This window comes from Bacillus sp. P14.5 (assembly GCF_003316765.1).
GTDB lineage: Bacteria > Bacillota > Bacilli > Bacillales > Bacillaceae_B > Rossellomorea.
Genome location: NZ_NIJF01000093.1, coordinates 1 through 2,093 on the forward strand (window position 1 = coordinate 1; position 2,093 = coordinate 2,093).

Annotated in this window: 4 protein-coding genes; all 4 read left to right on the top strand. The window is 53.2% G+C overall.

Annotated features, from left to right (window positions below):
- Positions 1-487: HD domain-containing protein (locus B9Z54_RS18035; protein ID WP_113929793.1), on the top strand; the 487-nt coding region annotated here is incomplete at its 5' end.
- Positions 465-941 (top strand): rRNA maturation RNase YbeY, encoded by a 477-nt coding sequence (gene ybeY, locus B9Z54_RS18040; protein ID WP_113929794.1) that lies wholly within the window; start codon positions 465-467, stop codon positions 939-941. The genes B9Z54_RS18035 and ybeY, both read left to right, overlap by 23 nt.
- Complete coding sequence (locus tag B9Z54_RS18045; protein ID WP_113929795.1) at positions 938-1,288, top strand: diacylglycerol kinase family protein; 351 nt, start codon at positions 938-940, stop codon at positions 1,286-1,288. Before ybeY ends, B9Z54_RS18045 begins: the two co-directional genes overlap by 4 nt.
- A 35-nt stretch (positions 1,289-1,323) precedes the next feature.
- Positions 1,324-2,093, top strand: a 770-nt coding sequence (gene era / locus B9Z54_RS18050) for a GTPase Era (RefSeq protein WP_113929796.1), incomplete at its 3' end; no start/stop codon positions are given.

Consider the following 2,093-nt stretch of genomic DNA (forward strand, 5'->3'; position numbering starts at 1 on the left):
GCTCACGCCGGAAGAATCGGCCGACATCATCATGGCCCATCCGTATGACGGCGCCGACTTGTTGCGCCGCTACAAGCTACCGAAAGAAATCATCGATATCGCCGAGCAACATCACGGCACGTCATTGTTGAAGTTCTTTTATGTGAAAGCGAAAGAGACACGAGATGTCACCGAGTCGCGCTTCCGTTACCCGGGACCGAAACCGCAAACGCGCGAGGCGGCGGTCGTCATGATCGTCGATTCGATTGAGGCGGCGGTAAGGTCACAGAAGCAGCCGACACCAGAACGGATCCGGCAGCTCGTCAGCGCGATCATCCGTGACAAGTTGCAAGACGGACAGTTCGAAGACTGCGAGTTGACGACGAAAGAAGTATGGCGGGTCGGGGAGAGCGCGTGTGAGACGTTGACCGGCTTGTTCCATGAACGGATCGAGTACCCAGAACTGAAGAAAGAAGGCGAATTACATGCAAATCATTTCGAACGATGAGCACGGGTTGTTGACCGATGCTCAAGTCGAGCTCGTCGAATCCATTTTGGTGCACGCGGCGCAGGAAGAAGACGTCGAAGAACCGAGCGAGCTATCGGTCACCTTTTTGACGAACGACGAGATTCAGGCGATCAATCGGGAGTGGCGCGGGAAAGACGCGCCGACCGATGTGATCAGTTTTGCGTTTGACGAGATGGGCGAAGAAGAGATGGACTTTATGCTCGATGAAGATGAACCCCGTCTTCTCGGCGATCTGCTCATCTCGGTCGAGCGTTGCCGCGAACAGGCGGCCGACTACGGTCACTCGTTCGAACGGGAACTTGGATTTTTGGCGATTCATGGATTTCTCCATTTGCTCGGCTATGATCACATGACGCCCGAGGAAGAAGCGGAAATGACGGCGCGCCAAGAACAAGTGCTTGCTCACTTCGAGCTGAAACGAGGCGAAGTGTGAAACCGTTCTGGTTCGCCGTGCACGGTATCGTGCACGCAGTGCGGACCGAACGCAACATGCTGATTCATCTCGCATCGAGCCTGCTCGTCGTCGTATTTGCCTGGTGGCTCCCAACGACGAAACTCGAGAACTTGATTCTGTTCGGTTGGGTCGTACTCGTCATCGCTCTCGAGCTGATGAACACGGCGGTCGAGCGCACGGTCGACCTTGTCACAAAAGACATCAAGCCGTTAGCGAGGCAAGCGAAAGACGTCGCAGCCGGATCAGTGCTCGTTGCCGCCATCGGGGCCGCCATCACGGCACTTTTCATTTTTGGCCCTTATGTAATCGACAAATTCGTTATATGATTGAACGTATTGGAAATTTAGAAAGCAGGTGCACTATGTATCAAGAAGATTTTAAATCAGGGTTTGTGTCCATCATCGGTCGTCCGAACGTCGGGAAATCGACGTTCTTGAATCGGGTCATCGGACAAAAGATTGCCATCATGTCAGACAAGCCGCAGACGACGCGCAACAAGGTCCAAGGTGTATATACGACGGATGATTCGCAAATCATCTTCATCGACACGCCAGGGATCCATAAGCCGAAACACCGTCTCGGCGATTTCATGATGAAAGTCGCGACGAACGCACTCCGTGAAGTCGACGCGATCCTCTTCATGGTCAACGTCACGGAACCGCGCGGAGCGGGAGACGAGTTTATCATCGAGAAGTTAAAAGGGCTCGATACGCCAATCATCCTCGTCATGAACAAAATCGATTTGATTCATCCGGACGAGATTCCGGCTGTCATCGAGCAGTATACGAACCAACTCGATTTCGCGGCGTACGTCCCGATCTCGGCGCTCCAAGGCAATAACGTCGAACCGCTTCTTAAAGAAATCAAAAAGTTGCTCCCGGAAGGACCGATGTATTACCCGGCCGACCAAGTGACCGACCACCCGGAACGGTTCATCATCTCTGAATTGATTCGCGAGAAAGTGCTCCATAAGACGCGTGATGAAGTGCCGCACTCAATCGCGGTCGCTATTGAATCGATCAAGAAACGGGAAAACTCGGAGATGATCGATGTCGAGGCCGTGATCATGGTCGAGCGTGATTCGCAAAAAGGAATCGTCATCGGCAAAAAAGGTGCGATGCTCCGCGAAAT

Excerpts from the sequence above, each read along its gene's own strand:
- ybeY (WP_113929794.1), top strand. The coding sequence starts at position 465 with ATGCAAATCATTTCGAACGATGAGCACGGGTTGTTGACCGATGCTCAA.